The organism is Leucobacter sp. Psy1, from assembly GCF_020096995.1.
In the GTDB taxonomy this organism is placed as follows: domain Bacteria; phylum Actinomycetota; class Actinomycetes; order Actinomycetales; family Microbacteriaceae; genus Leucobacter.
Window position 1 is genome coordinate 347,062 of sequence record NZ_CP083692.1, and the last position, 19,277, is coordinate 366,338.

17 protein-coding genes are annotated in these 19,277 nt (G+C 66.7%); 12 read left to right on the plus strand and 5 right to left on the minus strand.

Going from position 1 to position 19,277, the window contains the following annotated elements; translation table 11 throughout:
• Positions 1-5: 5 nt before the first annotated feature.
• Positions 6-1,748 (minus strand): FAD-dependent oxidoreductase, encoded by a 1,743-nt coding sequence (locus K8P10_RS01640; RefSeq protein ID WP_224780075.1) that lies wholly within the window; start codon positions 1,746-1,748, stop codon positions 6-8.
• A 180-nt stretch (positions 1,749-1,928) separates the two neighbouring features.
• Here K8P10_RS01640 and K8P10_RS01645 point away from each other — a divergent pair, with 180 nt between their 5' ends.
• From K8P10_RS01645 to K8P10_RS01665, 5 genes are all read left to right on the plus strand, one after another.
• A complete protein-coding gene (locus tag K8P10_RS01645) occupies positions 1,929-2,819 on the plus strand; it encodes a LysR substrate-binding domain-containing protein (RefSeq protein ID WP_224780076.1) in 891 nt (296 codons plus the stop codon).
• 272 nt (positions 2,820-3,091) lie between these two features.
• Positions 3,092-4,441, plus strand: a complete 1,350-nt coding sequence (locus K8P10_RS01650) for an MFS transporter (protein WP_224780077.1) — start codon at positions 3,092-3,094, stop codon at positions 4,439-4,441.
• Positions 4,442-4,488: 47 nt separating this feature from the next.
• On the plus strand, positions 4,489-5,577 hold the full coding sequence (locus K8P10_RS01655) for a Gfo/Idh/MocA family protein (RefSeq protein ID WP_224780078.1): 1,089 nt from the start codon (positions 4,489-4,491) through the stop codon (positions 5,575-5,577).
• Positions 5,574-6,431 carry a sugar phosphate isomerase/epimerase gene (locus tag K8P10_RS01660; RefSeq protein ID WP_224780079.1) on the plus strand — a complete coding sequence of 286 codons (858 nt, stop codon included), beginning with the start codon at positions 5,574-5,576 and terminating at the stop codon, positions 6,429-6,431. The genes K8P10_RS01655 and K8P10_RS01660 overlap by 4 nt, the downstream gene beginning before the upstream one ends.
• Positions 6,428-7,330 carry a shikimate dehydrogenase gene (locus tag K8P10_RS01665; protein WP_224780080.1) on the plus strand — a complete coding sequence of 301 codons (903 nt, stop codon included), beginning with the start codon at positions 6,428-6,430 and terminating at the stop codon, positions 7,328-7,330. Before K8P10_RS01660 ends, K8P10_RS01665 begins: the two co-directional genes overlap by 4 nt.
• 26 nt (positions 7,331-7,356) lie before the next feature.
• Here K8P10_RS01665 and K8P10_RS01670 read toward each other — a convergent pair whose 3' ends face one another.
• On the minus strand, positions 7,357-8,007 hold the full coding sequence (locus K8P10_RS01670; RefSeq protein ID WP_224780081.1) for a hypothetical protein: 651 nt from the start codon (positions 8,005-8,007) through the stop codon (positions 7,357-7,359).
• A gap of 299 nt (positions 8,008-8,306) precedes the next feature.
• Positions 8,307-9,068, minus strand: coding sequence for an IclR family transcriptional regulator (locus K8P10_RS01675; RefSeq protein WP_224780082.1), 762 nt, complete (start codon positions 9,066-9,068; stop codon positions 8,307-8,309).
• Positions 9,069-9,224: 156 nt separating this feature from the next.
• On the opposite strand from K8P10_RS01675, the gene K8P10_RS01680 reads away from it, so the two are divergent.
• The 5 genes from K8P10_RS01680 to K8P10_RS01700 all read left to right on the plus strand — a co-directional run bounded on the left by K8P10_RS01680 (position 9,225) and on the right by K8P10_RS01700 (position 13,608).
• Positions 9,225-9,932: a CoA transferase subunit A gene (locus K8P10_RS01680; protein WP_224780083.1), complete on the plus strand. Its 708-nt coding sequence runs from the start codon at positions 9,225-9,227 to the stop codon at positions 9,930-9,932.
• A gap of 2 nt (positions 9,933-9,934) precedes the next feature.
• Entirely contained in the window at positions 9,935-10,591 is a 657-nt protein-coding gene (locus K8P10_RS01685; RefSeq protein ID WP_224780084.1) for a 3-oxoacid CoA-transferase subunit B, read from the plus strand.
• Complete coding sequence (locus K8P10_RS01690) at positions 10,588-11,775, plus strand: acetyl-CoA C-acyltransferase (protein WP_224780085.1); 1,188 nt, start codon at positions 10,588-10,590, stop codon at positions 11,773-11,775. The genes K8P10_RS01685 and K8P10_RS01690 overlap by 4 nt, the downstream gene beginning before the upstream one ends.
• A 172-nt stretch (positions 11,776-11,947) precedes the next feature.
• On the plus strand, positions 11,948-12,136 hold the full coding sequence (locus K8P10_RS01695; protein WP_224780086.1) for a hypothetical protein: 189 nt from the start codon (positions 11,948-11,950) through the stop codon (positions 12,134-12,136).
• The gene (locus K8P10_RS01700; protein ID WP_224780087.1) at positions 12,136-13,608 is read left to right on the plus strand and encodes an MFS transporter; all 1,473 of its coding nucleotides are present in this window, start codon (positions 12,136-12,138) and stop codon (positions 13,606-13,608) included. Before K8P10_RS01695 ends, K8P10_RS01700 begins: the two co-directional genes overlap by 1 nt.
• A gap of 6 nt (positions 13,609-13,614) precedes the next feature.
• On the opposite strand, the gene K8P10_RS01705 is transcribed toward K8P10_RS01700, so the two are convergent.
• The gene (locus K8P10_RS01705; RefSeq protein ID WP_224780088.1) at positions 13,615-14,835 is read right to left on the minus strand and encodes an amidohydrolase family protein; all 1,221 of its coding nucleotides are present in this window, start codon (positions 14,833-14,835) and stop codon (positions 13,615-13,617) included.
• Between the two features lie 90 nt (positions 14,836-14,925).
• Between K8P10_RS01705 and K8P10_RS01710 the strand changes: the two genes are divergently transcribed.
• Positions 14,926-15,780, plus strand: a complete 855-nt coding sequence (locus tag K8P10_RS01710; protein ID WP_224780089.1) for a MurR/RpiR family transcriptional regulator — start codon at positions 14,926-14,928, stop codon at positions 15,778-15,780.
• Between the two features lie 96 nt (positions 15,781-15,876).
• Positions 15,877-17,316, plus strand: coding sequence for a sodium:solute symporter (locus K8P10_RS01715; protein WP_224780090.1), 1,440 nt, complete (start codon positions 15,877-15,879; stop codon positions 17,314-17,316).
• A 33-nt stretch (positions 17,317-17,349) separates the two neighbouring features.
• Here K8P10_RS01715 and K8P10_RS01720 read toward each other — a convergent pair whose 3' ends face one another.
• On the minus strand, positions 17,350-19,122 hold the full coding sequence (locus K8P10_RS01720; RefSeq protein WP_224780091.1) for a thiamine pyrophosphate-binding protein: 1,773 nt from the start codon (positions 19,120-19,122) through the stop codon (positions 17,350-17,352).
• Positions 19,123-19,277: the final 155 nt, after the last annotated feature.

Genomic DNA, 19,277 nt, shown 5'->3' on the forward strand with positions numbered 1-19,277 from the left:
AGTGGTCAGGCTGCCGGTGCGGATCCTGATGCAGGTGCTTCGGTCGCCGCGAGATCGAGACCGGCGAGGTAGCCGAAGGTCATCGCCGGCCCGATGTTGATGCCGCCCGCCGGATAGCGGCCGCCGAAAAGGTTCTTCTGGTCGACTCCGACGGCGTAGACGCCGGGGATTGCAGATCCGTCGGTGTCGAGCAGGCGGGCCCGATCATCGGTCCGGAGGCCTGCGAAGGTCCCGAACGATCCCTGCACCACGCGGACCGCATAGAAGGGACCGTGCTCGATGGGAGCCAGGGTAGGGTTCGGCTGCACCTCGGGGTCGCCACCGTATCGATTGAACGGCGTGGACCCGCGTCCGAAGTCCGGATCCTGACCCTGTCGCGCGTTCCGGTTGAACGCCTCGACGGTGGCGACGAGTTGAGAGGCATCGATACCGCAGCGGTCGGCGAGCTCGGTCAGCGTCGGTGCCGAGATCAGGTAGCCGGACCTGAGATGCGGAGACTTCGGCACCGGGCGCGGCATCGCGAAGCCCAGCGGGTAGCGCGCGATGAAGCGCGCGTCGGCGATCTGCCAGGCCTCGGCGACTTCCCCGTCGGGAGTCGCCGCGTTCAACCCGTCGACGTAGTCCCAGTACCCGTTGGCCTCATTGGCGAAGCGCGTACCGTCGCGACGCACACCAATCGACCCGGGCTTCGCGCGATCCATGATGTGCGGGAATACACCGGTGCGCCCGCTGCGGTACGGCACCAGCGAAACCGGACACCAGGCTGCTGCGGCTGCTCCGCTCGCGTCGAAGACGCCGCCGACGGACTCGCCGAGTTCGATCCCCGAGCCATCCGCGGTCTGCGGTGCGAGCGTCCAGTGGTCGTCGGCGGACCGGTTGTGCGGGAAGAGCGTGCGTCGCATCGACGGGTTCGCGGAGAACCCTCCGCTCGCGATCACGACTCCGCGGCGTGCGGTGAAGCGTCGCGTACCTCGGGGTGTTTCCGTCACCACGCCCGTGACGCGTCCGGCTGCGTCGCAGGTGAGCTGCACGGCGTTGTGGCGCACGCGGATGTCCACTCCGCGATCCACCGCCGACTGCATCAAACGCGCGGTCAACGCCACGCCGTTGACGAAGTGCATGCCGCGACCGGTCGTCAGGAGGTCGAAGGCGTAACGGGCCACGCGCTTCGCCGAGTGGATCCATCCGCTCAGTCTGAATTTCGACGCTGCGAGAAACCCCGCGAGATCCGGTCCGGCCATGATCCCCATCCCGAGGAACGATGTCTCCCAGTACTGCGGTGCCATGATGCGGCGAAGCTCTCGCGAGAAGATGCGACCGTTGACCGGCTTCGGGCCGACCGATCGATGGCCGGTTCCCGCGCCCGGGAGGTCACCGTAGATGTCGCAGATCTTCGACCCTGGCACGAACTGGAGCGCGGTCTGATGCTCGAAGAAGGACACCATCTCCGGAGCGGCCCGCAGGAAGGCGTCGGTGCGTGCTTCGTCGTAGTGCTCGCCGACGGCCGCCCGCAGGTAGGTCTTCACGCTCTCGAGCGATTCGTCGACTCCGTCGGCGAGGGCGAACTCGGTGCGCGGGGCCCACATCCAGCCGCCCGACCGCGATGTGGCGCCGCCGCAGAGACGGTCCCGCTCGAGCACCAGAACGTCGAGTCCCTGATGGGCCGCGGTGACCGCGGTAGACAGTCCGCCCGCCCCTGAACCGATGACGATCACATCGAATGTTTCGTCGCTGGGTCGGTCTGACATCTGTGCTCCTTCGCGCTGGCCCACGGTTCTGGGGGCTCCCTCACTCATCGTCGGCGGCGTGCGGTCCAGGCGCAAGCGTTGAGTGAGATTCATGAACAATTCGTCATACACTGAGCGAGAATCAAACTTAATCAAGATGGCGGCGAGCGAGCGACCTGCAACGCTCGGCGAGGGGGCGCAATGGAGACCAAGTGGCTGGAGGCCTTCACCGCGGTGGCGGAGGAACTGCACTTCGGGCGGGCAGCTGAGCGCCTGCACGTCGCGCAGTCGCCGCTCAGCCAGACGATTCGCCGACTCGAGGCTGAACTCGGCGAGCCATTGTTCGTGCGCAGCACGCGTTCGGTCACGCTGACTCCGGCGGGAGAAGCGCTTCTGCCGCACGCCTACCGCGTCCTCGACGATGTGCGGTCGGCAGCCGACGCCGCCCGCAGCGCCGGAGGGTCCGTCAGTGGTCGCCTGAGCATCGGGTTCTCCGGCATGCATAACCATGAGACCCTGCCGCTCCTGGCGCGGTCGCTCCGCCGCGACTACCCGAGTATCGAGCTGGCGCTGCAGGGCGGGGTGCGTACCTACGACGGGATGCGCATGGTGCGCGGTGGAAAGCTCGATCTCGCGTTCGTCGGGCTTCTCGGTGAACCCGATCCCGACCTCGCCTATCGCGTACTCGCCAGGCGTCAGCTGGGGGTGGTGGTCTCTTCCGAGCACAGCCTGGCCGGCCGTGAGCGCGTCGCAATCGGTGAACTCCGGGATGAACCGTTCGTCATGAACCCCATGGACGGAACGTCGTCCCTTTCGGCGCTGGTCGTCCAGGTGTGCCAGGCGGCGGGGTTCGCGCCGGTGATCGCCCAGGTGGTGAGTGATCCGTTCCTCGTTCTGGGGCTTGTCTCGGCCGAGGTGGGGGTCACGATGATGACGAGCGAAGTCCTGCCGGTGCTTCCGCCGCACGTCGCGTGGCTCGACCTCGCGGGGGATCCAGTCGAGTTCGTGCACGCCATAGTCTGGAAACGCGACCGCGAGTCCGATCGGCTCTCGGCGGCCATTCGCGTGCTGGAAGAGGCGTTCCCCGGGTAGAAATGTAACGATTAGCTGAGAGCCGCTATGCGAAAAAGCTTTCGTAAAGCGCATGGTTTCGGGGAAGTTTCGCGAAATCGGCGGGGTCGGTAACTCACCAACCGTGGAATTGCGGCTGGACAATCAGATCTTCGTCACGTTGAATCGGCACAGGACGCGCTGAGACCGGTCAATTTCGCCCGGGAACACGCCGACGTTTTCACCGCAACGTAGCGACCGGCGGAGCACACAACGACGTGCGATCCGGTCTGCTCGACTGAGTAAGGAACACCATGTCAGAGCCGAAGATCACGCTGCCCAATGAGGGCCCCGTGCCGATGACCGAGAAGCGGCGGAAGAATGCCCGCAACGCCGCCATCTCGGGCTTCGCGGGAAGCGCGCTCGAGTATTACGACTTCTTCATCTTCGCCACCGCGGCGGCGCTGTACATTCGCGAACTCTTCTTCCCCGACGCCGGTACCGGCGGGCAGCTGTTCGCCCTTGCCACGATCGGCGTCGCCTATGTCACTCGTCCGCTCGGCGCGATCATGTGGGGCTGGCTCGGAGACGTGATCGGCCGCAAGAAGGTGCTGATCGCGACGCTCGTGCTGATGGGCGTCTCCACCTTCATCATCGGTGTGATCCCCACCTATGAGCAGATCGGCATCTGGGCTCCGATCATCATCGTCGTGCTCCGTCTCGCGCAGGGACTTTCGGCCGGCGGCGAGTCCCCCGGTTCGGCTTCGCTCTCCATGGAGCACGCGCCCGACCACCGTCGTGGATTCTTCGCCAGTTGGACGCTCGCGGGTGTGACCTTCGGTATCGTCATGTCCTCCGCAGTCTTCATCCCGATCGCCATGCTGCCGCAGGAGGCTCAGATGAGTTGGGGGTGGCGCATCCCGTTCCTCCTGAGCATCGTGGTCACCACCGTCGCCCTGCTGCTCCGTCGCACGCTCGATGAGCCCGAGGTCTTCGAAGAGACGAAGAGCAACAACCTGGTCGTCAAGGTGCCGATGTTCGAGGTGCTCCGCAATCACCCGAAGGCGTTCGCGCTGGTGACCGGCATGAGCCTCTTCACCATGGTCAACACGATGGTAAACGTCTTCACGCTGGCGTACGGCGTCGAGATCTCCGGGATCGACCGCGGAGAGATGCTGCTCCTCATCAGCGTGGCGAACCTCATCGCCGTCGCCGCGATCCCCATGTGGGCCCACCTCTCCGACAAAATCGGGCGCAAGCCGATCTTCGTGACCGGCGCGGTCGGCCAGGTGGTCCTGATCTTCGCGTTCCTCTGGGCGCTCAACGCCGGCGGGCCGGGGGATACGGTACTCATCTGGGTGCTGGGCATCCTGCTCATCGCCGGTGCGTACTCCATGAGCAATGGCGTGTACCCCGCGTACTTCCCGGAGCAGTTCCCGCCCCAGGTCCGCTACAGCGGCATGGCGGTCAGCCTGATGCTCGGTCTGCTGGTCGCGGGGTTCACTCCCGCCATCGCGCAGTCGATCTCGGGTGAGTCCGGCAACTGGCTGGGCGTGGCGCTCTTCTCCGCCGTGTGCGTGGCGATCTCCGGTCTCTGCGCCGTGCTGAGCCGCGAGACCTTCCGCGTTCCGACGGCGAAGCTCGGCCTCAAGTCCGCCGCCTGAGGTCTGAAGATCACGAGCACTGTCCGAACGGAGAGGATGAGCATCCCATGAGCGCAGCATGCGACACCCCGCTTCGAGTCGGCATCGTCGGCTGCGGCGCGATCGCCGGAAACCATGCGGCCGCATTCGGCTCTCAGCCGGGTGTTGTACTCACCGGGTGCACCGACGTCGATCCGGATCGCGCTCGCGACTTCGCCGCTCGGCACGGGGTCGCGAGCGTATTCGACAGCCTCGGCGAGATGCTCGCCTTTGGCGTGGACGTCGTGAGCGTCTGCACACCGCACCAGGTCCACGAGGAGGCCGTGATCGAGGCCGCGGCCGCGGGCGCTCACGTGCTCTGCGAAAAGCCGCTCGCGGCGGAGGTGGCCGCCGCCGAACGCATGGTGAGCGCCTGTCGCTCGGCGGGGGTCACCTTCGGGACGGTGTTCCAGCGCCGGTTCTGGCCTGCCGCACAGCGGATCCGTGCAGCGCTCGACGACGGCACTGTGGGCGAGCCGATGCTCGCCAGGGTCGAAGTCCTGCTGCACCGTGATCGGAGCTACTACACCGACGCTCCCTGGCGCGGAGACTGGTCGAGCGGGGGCGGCGTCGTCATGACCCAGGCGATCCACTATCTCGACCTGCTCCAGTGGTACCTCGGCGAGGTCGAGTGGGTGATGGCGGCCTCCGATCGCTTCGTCCACGGGGACGTGATCGAGGTCGAGGACACCCTGGCGGCGACACTGCGATTCACAAACGGCGCGATCGCGCAGTTCACCGCCTCGACGGCTCTCTCTCCAGGTCACGGAGAGCGGATCGCCATGACCGGTCGGAACGGTGCGACCGTGGGTCTGCTCGAGTATCCCGAAGGGCAGGAGGCCATCACCGACGTGTGGACCGTTCCCGGGGACGCCCGATACGATTTCCCGACGCGAGTGCTCCCTGACGCGGAGCTCAGCGACGTCCACGCCGCGCTCACCCCGTTTCACACACTGCAGATCACGGAGTTCGTGGAGGCGGTCCGCGCGGGCAAGGAACCTGCGGTGACCGGAGCGGATGCGCTGCGCTCGCTCCGCACCATGGCGGCAATGTACGCTTCCGCGGCCTCGGGTGAGCCCGTGCGGCTGGAGGCACCGAACCAGGAGGATTCAGCATGACGGAATTCGGTCTCGCACATCTCAGTTTGCTGGGATTGGAACCCGATGAGTTGATCCGCGTGGCGGCCGAGGCGGGGTTCGACTTCGTCGGAGTGCGGGTGCGCGGTGCGACGCCGACAGAGTCGATCGCCGACATGCGGCCGAGTTCGGCGATGTCCACGGCTGTTCGTGCCGCGATGGCAGACACCGGTGTCGCGGTGCGCGACATCGAGTTCCTCTCTCTCGATGGAGCCACCGGGCGTGAGGCTTGGCTGCCGATGCTCGAGGCGGGTGCGGCGTTCGGCGCGACGACGCTGAGCCTCGCGGGTCAGGACCCCGACGAGCACCGCATCATCGACACGCTTGCCGAGCTCGTGGCCGATGCGGCATCGTTCGGGATCCTTCCGACGCTCGAACCGATCAGCTACAACGCCGTGCACACGATCTCCGTGGCCGCGCAGATTGCCGATGCGGCCGGTGCCGCCGTGCTGGTCGACCCGCTGCACCTTCGCCGTGGCGGTGACTCGCCGGCTGACGTGGCCACACTCGATCCGGCCCTGGTCCCCGTGCTCCAGCTGTGCGACGCCCCGCTCGAGACTCCGCAGGAGTTCGAGATCTCAGGACCGCTGCCGCGCGGCATGACCGCCGACGGGGAGCCGCGCAAGGTGGAGTCGCGTGCCTTCAGACTCCCTCCGGGGGACGGGGAGCTGCCGCTCCTCGACCTGATTCGCGCGGTGCCCTCGGGCCTGCCGATCAGTGTCGAGGTGCCGAATGCGCCACTGTTCGAGCAGCTCGGCGCGGTCGGGTACGCACGGTACCTCCTCGAACGCGCGAGATCAATGGTGCATGCGGCCGGAATCGTGGCCGACGCATGACCGCTCAGGAAGACCGGCCCAGGAGCGCGCATGCGCAGAGCTGGCTGCTCGGTCTGCTGGGAGAGAACATCGGCGGGTCCATGTCGCCCCTCCTGCAGGAGAGCGAGGCGCAGCGGCAGGGACTCCCGCTCCTCTATCGCCTGCTCGACTCGGAGCAGATGGGGGTCGCAGAACCCGACTGGGCCGCTCTCGTGAGTGAGGCGCAACGCATGAGCTTCAACGGGCTGAACGTCACGCACCCCGCGAAGCAAGCGATCTTCCCGGCGCTCGACGAGCTCACTCCCGATGCCGAACTGCTCGGCGCCGTGAACACGGTGGTGTTCCGGGAGGGACAGGCGATCGGCATGAACACCGATCACCTCGGTTTCAGTGAGGCGCTGGCGTCCATTCGCACCGAGAGCGCACCGACCCGCATGGGGCACGTGGTGCAGTTGGGGGCGGGCGGCGCCGGGGCGGCCACGGCGTACTCGCTTCTGCAGGCGGGGGCCGAGCGTCTGTCGATCGCGGATGTCGATCGGGAGCGCGTCTCCGCGCTCATCGATCGACTTTCCGCACAGTTCGATCGGTCGCGCATGGTGGCGCTGCGACTCGATGAAGCGCCGGAGGCCGTCCGGCTGGCGGACGGTCTCGTGAATAGCACCCCGATCGGTATGACTGGAGTGTCGGATGCGAGTCCGGTCGATGTCGGTGCACTGCATTCGCGACTCTGGGTCGGCGATGTCGTGTACCGTCCGCTGCAGACGACCCTCGTGCGCGCGGCTGAGGCTCTGGGGTGCAGGGTGTTCGGGGGTGGCCGGATGGTGGTTGGCCAGGCGGTCGCTTCGTTCGGGATGTTCACCGGCCGGCAGGCAGACCGCGATGCGATGTACGAGGTGTTCTTGGAGGCCACGCGCGGGTGAATGCGGGGGTGGATCGCTTCCGTGCCCTATGAGTCGGTCTGACGCCGCTCCGGGATGGTCTGCTGGGGTTTCCTGTTCGCGTCGGGCCCCTCGCTCCAGGCGCCCCAGCGTGTGCCGAGAGCGAATACTCGGTGGTCGAGGATCTGTAGATGTTGGTTCATGTGGTCGATCCTGTCGCCGAGAGCGGTGGTTTCGGTAGCAATCTTGTCGCGAAGGTTGTGTTCGACGGTGTCGATCTTGGTGTTGAGGTTGTGTTCGACGGTGTCGATCTTGGTGTTGAGGTTGTGTTCGACGGTGTCGATCTTGGTGTTGAGGTTGTGTTCGACGGTGTCGATCTTGGTGTTGAGGTTGTGTTCGACGGTGTCGATCTTGGTGTTGAGGTTGTGTTCGACGGTGTCGATCTTGGTGTTGAGGTTGCGTTCGACGGTGTCGATTCTGCCGCCGAGATCTTGGGTGGCGGTCTCGAGCACCTTCTCCGTGGAGGCGATGCGCTCGCCGAGAACCTGGTCTCCCATTGAGATCTGCAGTGAGAGCTCACCGACTTGTTTCGACACGTGCTGCTTCACGGCCTTCTTTCCTCGGAAGTAGAAAACGAAGATCGAGAGAACGCCGACGACGAGAGTGATGAAGGTCGATACGCCAGCCAGCGTGTCGATCGATCCGGTGAGCGAGTTCATGCGGTCATCCTCTCCTGCTGATCACCTTGAGTTCGAGCGAGTGCAACTGTGACCGGAGGCACGGGAAGAGGAGGATTGGGGTCAGGAGCGTTGCGAACGTGATCCAGTCGTCTGGGGTCATCGGTATCCCTCATTTCGGTCAGCATGGCGGGGCCCACAGGCTGAGCCACATAAAATCGGCCTCGTTCTGAACACCACGATAGTGGTTGACACGTCTCGTGGGGTGCGTAATGGTGAATCTGTGGAAAACCCGCGGGTGAGTGGCCGGAAGCGAGGTCTGGGGACGAAGGGGAGTCCGCTTACCGCCCTCGCAGACGCTCGGTGAGTTGGTGCGCGTGCTGGAGGAGAAGCCGGCCGAGCTCGCTGCGACGCGCAGGGGTGAACCGTGACTCGATGCCCGTGAGACTGAGCGCCCAGGCCGGCTTGCCCGCCGGGTCGAACACCGCTGCGCCGAGCCCCCAGCTCCCCTCTACGATCAGACCGGGGTTCACGGCGTAGCCGAGTTGACGCGTCTCCGCGATCCGGGCCCGCACTGCAGCGGGGGTGTGCGCGGCTCCGTGCTCCGCCTCGAGTGATGCGCGGTCGAGATACCGGTCGATCCAGTCGTCTGATTCGAAGGCGAGCACTGCTGCGCCCGCGGACGCCACTCCGAGCGGAAACCGCTTGCCTTCGTAGAGGACGAAGGACCGAATCGGGAAGCTGCCGTCGCGTCGCGAGAGGCACACGGTCTCATCGCCTCGACGGGCGGAGAGGAATGCGCTCTCACCGGTCGCCGCCGCGAGGGCCTGCAGGTGTTCGCGCGCGATGTCCGTGATGTCGTAGCGGTCCGCGGCGACGGAACCCATGAGGTAGAGCTCGGGCCCGAGTAGCCACCGGCCGGTCCCCTGATCCCGGTCCACGAATCCTTCTGCCGCCAGTGCGGTCAGCAGGCGATGAGCCGTCGGTCGGGTGATCCCGGACGCACCGGCCACGGTCGTCGTCCCGGCGCCCTCGGGCATCGATGCGCTCAGTGTTCTGAGTACTGCCCCGATCTTGCTCACGACCTGAGTTCCAGTGTCCATATTGTGGACGATACTACTGCTTCTGCCCGAGGTGTGAGCAGATTTCGATCCGAGCGGCTTCTGCAAACCCTGTCAAGTTAGGGTCAGAGGAAGATCGATGCTCGACCGCATGGTGGACGTCGTACAGCATCATTGACGATGAGAAGGAGGCCGAGGGTGGCCACGAAACTCCGAGACAGCGCAGTCGACGCGCTCGCCGAAGTCGTGCGCGACGGGATGACGGTGGCGGTGGGCGGATTCGGGCTCTGCGGTATCCCGACGAACCTCATTCGCGCGCTCCGCGAGACGGGGGTGAAGGACCTCACCATCGTGTCGAACAACATGGGCGTCGACGGCAAGGGCCTCGGCGTACTGCTTGAGAACGCGCAGGTCTCTCGCGTGCTCGCATCGTACGTCGGTGAGAACAAGCTCTTCGCATCCCAGTACCTCGACGGCACGCTCGAGGTGGAGTTCGTCCCCCAGGGCACCCTCGCCGAGCGTCTCAGGGCAGGTGGCTCGGGGATACCCGCCTTCTACACACCGACGGGCGTCGGCACCCCGATCGCCGAGGGCAAGCCCGTGGCCGAGTTCGACGGACAGCGGGCCATCCTGGAGCGAGGCATCGTCGCCGACCTGGCACTCGTGCGAGCATATGAGGGCGACGCAGAGGGTAATCTTCGCTACCGCCTCACCGCTCGGAACTTCAATCCGCTCGCGGCGATGTCTGGGCGGGTGACGGTCGCCGAGGTAGAGCACCTCCGTGAGGGCTACCTCGACCCGGAGCGCATCGATACTCCGGGGGTCTTCGTGCAGCGCACGGTCGTCGTCGAGGACCCGGTGAAGGACATCGAGCAGCGCACAGTGCGCGAGCGGAAAGGGGCGTGACCATGTGGAATCGCGATGAGATGGCCGCGCTGGCCGCGGCGGAGCTCGAGGACGGGCAGTACGTGAATCTCGGCATCGGGATCCCGACGCTCGTGGCGAATCACCTGCCCGATGGGGTCAGCGTCCAGCTCCAGAGCGAGAACGGCATTCTCGGGATGGGGGCGTTTCCCCTCGACGGCGAGGAGGACGCCGACCTCATCAACGCGGGCAAGCAGACGGTGACCCTTGCTGACGGCGCGAGTATCTTCGACTCCGCCACGTCATTCGCCATGATCCGCGGAGGTCATGTGCAGACCGCGATCCTCGGGGCGCTGCAGGTCGCGGGCAACGGCGACCTCGCGAACTGGACGATTCCGGGGAAGCTCGTCAAAGGCATGGGCGGGGCCATGGATCTCGTCGCCGGAGCTCCCCGCGTCATCATCATCACCGATCACGTCGCCAAGGATGGCACGCCGAAGATCGTCGCCGAGTGCGACCTTCCGCTCACGGGTGTCGGTGTGGTCGATCGGATCATCACCGACCGCGCCGTGTTCGATGTGATCAATCACGCGCTCGTGCTGAGGCGCCTCGCACCGGGACATGAGGTGGACGAGATCCGCGCGTGCACCGGTGCGAGCTTCTCCGTCGATCTGGATGAGGGGTCGGAGGTGCTCTCGTGAGCGCGGGTGATGCGGTGCTGATCGCGGGATACGCTCGGACGCCGTTCGCGAAGTTCACCGGACAGCTGGCGGCGCTTCCGGCGACCGCGCTCGGGGCTCACGCGGCGGGGGCGGCTCTGCGCAGGGCGGGAATCGCGCCCGATGAGGTCGATCAGGTGATTGCCGGCCAGGTGCTGCAGGCCGGTGCCGGTCAGAACCCGGCCAGACAGACTGCCGTGGGCGCGGGCGTGCCGCTCACCGTGCCGGCCATCACCCTCAACGCGGTGTGCCTGTCGGGTATGGAGGCGGTGGCGCAGGCCGCGCGGCTGATCCGTGCCGGTGAGGCGGACGTCGTCGTCGCTGTCGGCCAGGAATCGATGACGCTCGCTCCGCATGTCGCGCAGATCCGCGGGGGAACGAAGTTCGGATCCTCCGAGCTGCGCGACACCGTCGAGCATGACGGGCTCTCCGACGCGTTCGATCGCGCCGCGATGGGTGTGCTCACCGAACAGGGCAATGGGCCACTCGGTCTCACGCGAGCAGAGCAGGACGCCTTCGCAGCGGCTTCGCATCGACGTGCAGCTGAGGCTGCGGAGTTCCGCGCGGGCGAGATCGAGCCGATCACGCTCACTTCACGTCGCGGGGACACGGTGATCGCTGATGACGACGGGGTGCGCCCCGACACGACACCCGAGTCGCTCGCCGCGCTGCGCCCATCGTTCGCGCAGGACGGCACGATCACCGCGGGCAATGCCTCGCAGATCACCGACGGTGCGGCAGCACTCGTGCTCATCAGCGCGACCGCAGCGGAGCGACTCGAGCTCACGCCGATGGCCAGCGTCGAGGCAACCGCATTCGTCGCCGGACCCGACACGCACCTCCACGCGCAACCCGCCCGGGCGATCGATGCGGCGCTGGTGAAGACCGACGACGCTGCGTCGGCGGGAGAGCTCGCCGTCGTGGAGATCAACGAGGCGTTCGCGGCTGTCGGGGTGCAGTCGGCGCGCGAACTGGGCCTGGATCCTGAAATCGTCAATCCGGGCGGCGGCGCCATCGCTCTCGGGCACCCGATCGGCGCCTCGGGGGCGCGCATCGTCGGGACGCTCGCGCGCAGACTTGCGCAGGCGGGACCGGGAACGCTCGGTGCTGCCGGAATCTGCGGAGGAGGAGGCCAGGGCAGCGCAGTGATCCTGCGTGCGCTCTGAGGCACCGGATCAGCGGTTCCGGATGAGCACTCGTGGAGCGGTGAAAGCGTAATCCTCTCTCGCGGGTTCGGCAAGGGGTGTGCCTAAACCGGTGGCGAGGCGTACCGTCACCGCCATGATGGCGTGTCGATGGGTGGGGCATCGGTTCCGGTTTCGAGCCGAGGACCGGACGATGAGGTGGGAGTGCGATCGAAGCTGCGGCGCCGGCGGGAGTAAGACCTACGTCTCGCCCGAGCAAGCGGAACGCTACGCTGCGGCGTTCGATCGGGACGGTCGCGAGTCGATGGGGCGCCGTGCGCCGCTGCTCGGACTCCTGCCGCTGCGCCTGTGGCGCCTCGCCAGGGGTGCAGGAGGCCGATGATGCCGCGCAGCGAACTGGGCACGATCCGTACGCAGGTGCCGGCACGACTCGACCGGTTGCCCTGGACCCGCTTCCACTGGCGGGTGGTCATCGGCCTCGGGGCGGTCTGGATCCTCGACGGCCTCGAAGTCACCATCGTGGGCAGCGTTGCGGCACGGTTGACCGAGGATGGCAGTGGCATCGAACTGGGCGCCGGCCAGATCGGGATCGCCGCGGCCATCTACGTGCTCGGCGCGTGCGTGGGTGCGCTCTTCTTCGGCCAGCTCACCGACCGGTTCGGCCGGAAGAAACTGTTCATCCTCACGCTCGTGATCTACGTGCTCGCCACCGTCGCGACGGCGTTCGCGTTCTCCCCGTGGTACTTCTACATCGCCCGATTCGTCACGGGCGCGGGCATCGGCGGTGAGTACGCTGCGATCAACTCGGCGATCGACGAACTCATCCCCGCACGGGTTCGCGGCCGCGTCGACCTCATCATCAACGGTTCGTACTGGTTGGGGGCGGCGCTCGGGTCCGGACTCGTCATCCTGCTCCTCGACGAGAATCTCTTCGCGAAGGATCTCGGCTGGCGCATCGCCTTCGGCATCGGAGCGGTGCTCGGGCTGCTCATCTTCATCGTGCGGAGGCACGTGCCCGAGAGTCCGAGGTGGCTCTTCATCCACGGGCGGGAGGAGGAGGCCGAGGCGATTGTGGACTCCATCGAACGCGAAGTCGAGGAGGAATCGGGAACGGATGCCCTCGAGCCCGTCGATGATGACCGGACGCTCACGATCCGGCAGCGGCACGCGATCCCGTTCACCGAGATCGCGAAGGTCGCGTTCCAGAAGTACCCGAAGCGGGCGGTCCTCGGGCTGGCGCTGTTCGTCGGGCAGGCATTCCTGTATAACGGGATCACGTTCAACCTCGGCACGCTCATGAATTCCTACTTCGGTGTCGCGGCGGGTATCGTGCCGGTCTTCCTCGTGTTCTGGGCCGTGTCGAATTTTCTGGGGCCGGTGCTCCTCGGGAGGCTGTTCGACACCGTCGGACGGAAGCCGATGATCGCGATCAGCTACCTCGGGTCCGCTGTCATCGCGGTGTTGCTCGCGTTCATCCTCATGCACAGTGACAACGAGTGGGCGTTCCTCGCGGTGCTGATGGCGTGCTTCTTCCTCGCCTCAGCCGGGGCGAGTTCGGCCTACCTCACGGTGAGCGAGATCTTCCCGATGGAGACCAGGGCCCTGGCAATCGCCTTCTTCTACGCCGTCGGCACAGCGCTGGGCGGGATCATCGGGCCGCTGCTGTTCGGCCGCTTCATCGAATCGGGAGATGTCGGCCTTGTCGCGCTCGGGTTCTTCATCAGCGCGGCAGTCATGGCGATCGGCGGTATCGCCGAGCTGGTGCTCGGCGTGAAAGCCGAGGGGGCCCAGCTCGAAGACATCGCCGAGCCGCTGACCGCCGAGGCCGAGGTCCCGAAGGACCCGACCCCGTAGGCGAGGTCAGGGAGCGACCGCTGATCCTCGACTGATCACACGGTGAATGCTCTCCTCCGGGCGTGCGAGAACGGTCACGTCCTCGAGGGGGTTCGATTCCAGCAGCAACAGGTCGGCGCGTGCGCCCTCGGCGATGACCCCGAGCTCGCCTTCCGCCTGCAGCAGACGCGCGGCAACGGTCGTCGCCCCGCGCAGGATCGCGCCGGCCGATTGCACCTGCGCTCGGATCTCGAACTCGCGGCTCTGATGGTGCCACATCTCTCCGAGCAGGTCGGACCCGTAGGCGATGTTCACGCCGCCCTCGTCGGCGAGGCGCAGCGCCGCGAGCCCCGCCCCCAGCACGTCATCCACTTTCTGCTGGCTGGCTTCGGGCAGCCCGAGCCGAGCACCGTCGGCCTTGAGTCGCTGGTAGGTCACGAGCGTCGGGACGAGGAAGGCATCGTGCTCGACGAAGAGGCTGACCGTTTCCTCGTCGAGGAGGTTCCCGTGCTCGATGGAGCGGACACCGAGCCGCAGCCCCCGGTTGATGGCACGCGCGGTGTAGGCGTGGCCGAGGACGTAGCGGTTCGCGGCCTCGGCCTCTTCGACGGCGGCGCGGATCTCCTCGTCGGAGAACTGGGTGGAGTCGACGCGGTCAGTGGGGGATGCGACGCCGCCCGACAGCATGAGTTTGAGGTGGTCGGCACCCGTGCGGAACTGCTGCCTGGCGCCGCGCCTGACCTCGTCGACGCCGTCGCAGACCATGCCGATGTGCGGGCAGCACTGATGATTGTCCATGACCGTCGACCCCGGGGCCCGCATGTCGGCGTGACCCCCGGTCTGGGAGAGAGACTTCCCGCCGAAGAACAGACGCGGTGCGACGAACAGCCCCTCGGCGGCGGCCCTGGCCAGGCCGAAGTCGGCCCCTCCCGCGTCGCGAAGCGTCGTGAACCCCCGCCGCAGCGCGCCCTGCATGGTGTTGATAGCGCAGGCGGTGAGATAGGCGGGCGACTCGTCACCGAGACTCCCGAGATCGGGGGTGTTGGCGAGAACGTGCACGTGGCAGTCGATGAGTCCTGGCATCGCAATCCGGCCTGCGGCATCGAGCGCGTCAGCGTCCGCGTCGCCGCCGACCGACGCGATATGATCGCCGGACATGCGGATCGTCGTCGGCTCGGAGATGCGTTCGGTCTCCGGATCGAGAATCCGGACGTTGGTGATCGCTGACGTGGGGGCCTCGAGTTTCACTGCTTCGCCTTTCGCTCCTGCGCCGACACGGGTGCCGTCCGTCGGCGTTCACTTGACCACGGTAAGCAATTGCAAAGGACTTTGCAAAACATGACTGATGATCTCTCCCGCTGGATCGACGGTCTCGTCGCCGAGCGCCGTGTGCCGCAGGCCACATCCCGAATCATCGAGGTGCTCAGGAGGAACCCGCAGGTCGCGGCGTTCTCGACGGTGCAGGCGATGTCCGAGCTCGCGGAGGTGAACATCGCCACGGTCACCAGGGCCGCGCAGTTCCTCGGGTTTCGCGGCTGGCCCGACTTCATCCTCGACTACCGCGGGCACTATCTCGCGCAGCTCGGGGCGGACACCGTGCTCGCCCCGGCTCCCGCAGTCGGTGCCGAGAGCGGACCGCGGTTCTCCGTGCAGCAGGACGTGCGGGCACTCCAGTCCCTCGCGGAGTCGCTCGACGAGGAGCGGGTTGCCGCAGCAGCGGAGCGGCTGGCGGCTTCCCGGCGAACGGTCGTGCTGGCGACCGGGACGTATCTGGCTCCGGCGAACGTGCTCGCGCACAACGCGCAGCTGCTGGGCTACGATTTCGAGCTGCCCTACGGTTCGGCGTCCACCCAGATGAATGCGGTGCGCAAGCTCGGGCCGGAGGACACGCTGATCATCTTCAACATCTGGAAGACTGCAGCGATCGTCCCGAGACTCGCCAAGTTCGCGCATGCCAGACGGGTGCCGATCGTTGCGTTCGCCGACCGTACGACCCCGGCGGTGGGACTCGCGGACGTGGTCCTCACGGTGCCGAGCGAAGGGGCGAGGTATCTGCCGTCGTCCATCCCGGCGGTATCGGCCGTGCAGGCGGTGCTCAACGCGCTCGCCGACCTCGACCGCGATCGCACCGAGCGCAGTCTGCGGGAGGCCGACGAGCTCTGGGGCGAGCTCGGCATCGTTTCTGGAGACTGAACCGCGCCGACCGCAGCTGTCGTGCAAAAATCTTTGCATATTGGACTCGTTGAAGACATACTGGGCTCGACCCTGTCCCCTTCCTGAGGAATATTCATGTCCACGACCAACATTGTCGTTCTCGTGTGCTACATCATCCTGATGATCGTCGTAGCCGCCTGGTTCTCGCGTAAGAAGTCGATGCAGGATGGCAGCGACTTCATCATGGCCGGTCGCTCGCTCCCGACATTCGTGCTCGGCGGTACGCTCCTCGCCACCTTCGTCGGCTCCGGCTCCATCATCGGCGGGGCGAGCTTCGTCTTCAGCAACGGCCCGCTGCCAGGAATCTTTTTCTTCATGGGGACCTTTGTCGGGATCATCTTCCTCGCGCTCATGTCGCGCCGGATTCGCACCAACTCGTTCAACACGGTGCCCGAGCTGTTCCGCGCCCGATTCGGGCCGGCGACGAGCGTGATCGGTACCGTCGTCGTGCTCGTAGCGTTCATCGGCATCGCCGCATACCAGTTCACCGGTGCGGGGTACATCTTCAGCCTCATCACTCCGCTCAGCGAAGTGCAGGGAACGATCGTTGCGCTGATCCTGATCGGGTTCCTCGCCCTCTCGGGCGGGCTGAAGTCGGTCGCATGGACGGACTTCCTGTCGTCCATCCTGGTCGTGCTGGGACTCGGTGCAGCGCTCGTCTGGGTCTTCGTCAACGACATCGGGGGTGTCGGCGGATACGTGAACCAGCTCGATCCCGCCTTCAAGACACTCACCGGAACTCTGAACCCGGTCCAGATCCTCGGCTACTTCCTGCCGCTGTTCCTGCTGGTCCTCGGGGACCAGAACATGCATCAGCGCATCGGCGCCGCGAAGGATCCCGCCACTGCGTTCAAGGCGATCCTCGTCTTCTTCTTCGGCACCGCACTGGTCGTCGCTCCGATCATCCTCCTCGCCTCAGGCGCCACGATCGTGAACCCCGGATCGGATCCCGACATGGCGATCCTGGGTCTCGCCGCGGGGGAGTTCACGCCCGCCATCATCGGCGCCGTGATCCTGACCGCCGCCCTGGCGATCATCGTCACCACCGGTTCCTCCTACTTGCTCACGTGCTCGGGGAACATCGTCTACGACCTCGTGTTCCGGCCGGGGACGGCTCGACGCGAACGGCCGGGTGCGGAGCGCCGTGAGCTCCTCGTCAGTCGTGTGGGCGTCGCAGTGATCGCGATCCTCGGGTACGTGATGGTGCAGTTCTTCCCGACGCTGCTCGCCCTGCAGATGTACGCCTACACGATGTACGGTGCCGCCATCACGCCCGTCGTGATCGCGGCGCTCTTCTGGAAGCGGGCGACCGCCGCGGGCGCGATCGTCTCGATGATCGCAGCGGGACTCACCACCATCGGCTGGGAGGTCTTCGGGCCCGGCGACCAGGTGGCCTCGGTGGTGGTCGCGCTCCCGGTCGCGGTGATCTCACTGGTGATCGTGTCGCTCCTCACGCCGCGCCGCGCTCCAGTTCCGGAGGGCGACACCGCTGCGACGGAGACGGCACGCGTCTGATCCGCTGCAGCGAATCCGCTGAAGCGACGCCGCTCAGGCGACGCCGTTCACCCGCTGGATCTCGCGCTGGTACGGGGCCACGACCGAGCGCGAGATCCGGCAGTCGAGCAGGATCGTGCCCCGGGCGCCATCCGACGTCCACCCGGCGAGGGCGTCGAGGTCTTCGATCGAGGTGACCCTGACTCCGGTCGCCCCGAGCGCCGTCGCGACCCCGGCGAAGTCCGTATCGGGGATGAGCATCGGACCTTCGTCGAGGCCCATCTTCCCGTACAGGTGGACTTCCGCCCCGTAAGCTCCGTCGTTCCAGACCACGATCACGCAGCTCTCCGCTGTGCGTATCGCGGTTTCGAGATCGGCGAGCGCCATGAGTCCTCCGCCGTCTCCCGTGCTCAGGACGATCGTCGAATCAGGGGCCGCGGCGGCGACGCCAGCCACAGTCGGGAACCCGAGCCCGATGGTCTGATAGGCGGTGCCGACCATGATGAGGCGCTCGGGTGATGACACCGGCCAGTACATGTTTGCCCAGCCGAGGAAGTGTCCGCCGTCGGTCGTGACGTGCGACCGTGCGGGGAGGAGCGCTCCGATGCGTGCGGCGACGCATCGCGGGTCGAGCCGGCCGTCTGAGCACACGCCGTCGAGATGCTCGGCGAATCCGTCCGCTGGGGCGCGCAGCACGGCGAACGCCTGCGATTCAGCGAGCTGCTCCCGCCATCCGCTGCTCGGACGCCCGATGCCTGTGACGGCTGCGATGAGCCCGCGCACCGTCTCCGCGGCGTCGCCGTGGAGCGGGGAGAGGTCGATGTCATATGCGGTGCGCGGCGGGTCGACCGCGTCGATGTCGATCCGGATCACCGATGTGCCCGGGCCGAAGAGTTCACCGAAGCGCATGGTGAACTGGTTCAGGCTCGCGCCGACCACGAGTACGGTGTCGGCGTCGGCGATGACGCGCATGGCCTCGTCGCTGCCGAACCCTCCCGTGACCCCGAGATCGAATTCCTGTCGCGGGAAGAGGCCGCGCGCGAGAGCGGTGGTCGCGGTCGGGGCGCCGAGCAGCGCAGCGAGCGTCTCGAGGTCGTCGCCGATGGTGGGGGAGGAGAGGGCGGCGCCGTGCCCCGCGAGAATCAGCGGGCGTTCGGCGCCTGCGAGAAGCGCGGCCGCCTCGGCGATCTCGTCGGGCTCGGCCCGCTCGTGCTCGTGCTTCGCGCCGCGGTGCCGAGTGAACACAATTGGCTCATTGTCGCTCGAATCAGAACCAACTTCGTTCACTCGCAAGGTGGGGGAAGCCGGGGAAGCGGGGGAGGCCTCGAAGGCGGGCGAGGTCGGAAGATCGTAGGGGATCCCGATGACGACGGGACGGCGGCTCCCCTGGGCGACGGTCACCGCCTCGGCGACGGTGTCGGCAACGGTGTCCGCGGAGACGCGGAAGGTCGGGACGCCGAGACCGGCGGCGATGCGATCCTGGTCGATATCCCAGGGACGACTGCCGGTCGTCGGCACGTCGCCCACGACCAGGAGGAGCGGTGTGCGCGCCTGCGCGGCCTCTGCGAGTGCGGTCAGCGCGTTGGTGAACCCCGCGCCGTACGTAGTGGTCGCGATGGCGATCCTGCCGGAGACTCGGGTGTATGCGTCCGCAGCTGCGACGGTGCCGGCCTCGTGGCGGACGGCGGTGTAGGCGACGCCCTCCCCGAGCAGCGCGTCGATGAGGTGAGCGTTGCCGTTGCCCATGAGGCCGAAGCACTGGTCGGCTGCGGAAGAGAGCGCGCGTGCGAGAGCGCGCGCAACGGTCGGTGTGGTGGTGCGGAGCATCGCTGGTCCTTCGGTGAGACGGGTACAGAACAGAACGGTTTCTGTGTATGTCTCGCCGACGCGGATGCGTCGTGGCAGCAGCACCCCTTTTTCGAGCGCCTTGTCGGCCGGGCTCCCTGAGGCGACCGAGCTGGACGATTCGAGTATATGCCAGC

Bases quoted from the DNA above. Each gene is read 5' to 3' on its own strand.
- K8P10_RS01650 (WP_224780077.1), top strand. From the start codon at position 3,092: ATGTCAGAGCCGAAGATCACGCTGCCCAATGAGGGCCCCGTGCCGATG.
- K8P10_RS01695 (WP_224780086.1), top strand. From the start codon at position 11,948: ATGAGGTGGGAGTGCGATCGAAGCTGCGGCGCCGGCGGGAGTAAGACC.
- K8P10_RS01720 (WP_224780091.1), bottom strand. From the start codon at position 19,122: ATGCTCCGCACCACCACACCGACCGTTGCGCGCGCTCTCGCACGCGCG.
- K8P10_RS01700 (WP_224780087.1), top strand. From the start codon at position 12,136: ATGCCGCGCAGCGAACTGGGCACGATCCGTACGCAGGTGCCGGCACGA.
- K8P10_RS01660 (WP_224780079.1), top strand. From the start codon at position 5,574: ATGACGGAATTCGGTCTCGCACATCTCAGTTTGCTGGGATTGGAACCC.
- K8P10_RS01655 (WP_224780078.1), top strand. From the start codon at position 4,489: ATGAGCGCAGCATGCGACACCCCGCTTCGAGTCGGCATCGTCGGCTGC.
- K8P10_RS01645 (WP_224780076.1), top strand. From the start codon at position 1,929: ATGGAGACCAAGTGGCTGGAGGCCTTCACCGCGGTGGCGGAGGAACTG.
- K8P10_RS01715 (WP_224780090.1), top strand. From the start codon at position 15,877: ATGTCCACGACCAACATTGTCGTTCTCGTGTGCTACATCATCCTGATG.
- K8P10_RS01675 (WP_224780082.1), bottom strand. From the start codon at position 9,068: ATGGACACTGGAACTCAGGTCGTGAGCAAGATCGGGGCAGTACTCAGA.
- K8P10_RS01670 (WP_224780081.1), bottom strand. From the start codon at position 8,007: ATGAACTCGCTCACCGGATCGATCGACACGCTGGCTGGCGTATCGACC.
- K8P10_RS01710 (WP_224780089.1), top strand. From the start codon at position 14,926: ATGACTGATGATCTCTCCCGCTGGATCGACGGTCTCGTCGCCGAGCGC.
- K8P10_RS01665 (WP_224780080.1), top strand. From the start codon at position 6,428: ATGACCGCTCAGGAAGACCGGCCCAGGAGCGCGCATGCGCAGAGCTGG.
- K8P10_RS01640 (WP_224780075.1), bottom strand. From the start codon at position 1,748: ATGTCAGACCGACCCAGCGACGAAACATTCGATGTGATCGTCATCGGT.
- K8P10_RS01685 (WP_224780084.1), top strand. From the start codon at position 9,935: ATGTGGAATCGCGATGAGATGGCCGCGCTGGCCGCGGCGGAGCTCGAG.